We start from the raw sequence: 1008 nt of genomic DNA on the forward strand, positions 1-1008 counted from the left end.
ACATCATCGTAATCGGGTCGATGTCATGCTTCTTCGCATAAAAGTTGAACCACCAGCGGTGCGCAATTGGGAATCGCAGTTCAATGTTGTCCCACATTTGCGCTTGGATACTGGCTGTGACGGTTAGGTGATGCCAATTCTTGGATGAGGCATACGCCGCCAACATCGCCTTTTCATCTTTACCTACGCGACTCAGCAAATGCGCCCACTCACTTTTCGCTGCCGCAATTTTATCTGTCGCAATCAACTCTTCAATACGAGTGAGAGAGTTTTGATACGGGTGAATAACCTTAGTATCGAGCTTAATACGATGAGATGGATATTTGATTGACTGACCAATCGCATTCGCCGCAGCCACGCTGTAGAAATTGCGCTGACCAACTAAGGTCGCCAATCGCTGTTTGCCAGCAATATCATCACCCAGCGCAATCTCACTTCGACCTAACCAATATTGCCAGCGAAGCGAGGCTTGCTCATCTTTGTTGAGCACGGCAATCCACTGTTGAACACCTTTCCAATCTGCATTTTGAATTGCTAGACGGATACGATTTTCGATCAAAGCGACATTTTTACTGGTTTTCGTCTTATCATCTCGCCATTTGGCTAGTGAATCGGATTCAGTACGAATCAGACGAATCGCAATGTAGTCCGCAAGTGCTTGGGCTTTTTCTGCTGAGAACTTTTGTCCTTTCACGACTTGCGCATACGCTTTTTGAGCTTGATTGACATCCATGCGAGCTAGCTTTTCTAACGCATATTCACTCTGAGCACGATAAAAGTCATTGGCTGGCTTTTTCTTAGCAAACTCAGCCACCGTCGCAGGTTTATCAAACAACGCTTTCATTTCTTGCGCTTGTTGTTTCGCTTTTGCAGAGCTTGGTAGCTTTTGCAAATAAGCCATCAAACTACCGTTACGAGCATCAAACGCCAACAACATGCGTTGCAGAATCAAATCGTCTGTACGTCCACCCGCTTTATCCCAAGCATTAAATAACGGGTCACACTCAC

The 1008-nt window shown here is 45.8% G+C and carries 1 pseudogene; it reads right to left on the minus strand.

Features of this window, described 5'->3' with window-relative positions:
• Positions 1–1008: pseudogene (locus R7R78_RS24585) on the minus strand (lytic murein transglycosylase); the annotation flags it as partial.

The sequence above is a fragment of the Vibrio sp. 2134-1 genome (assembly GCF_033339495.1).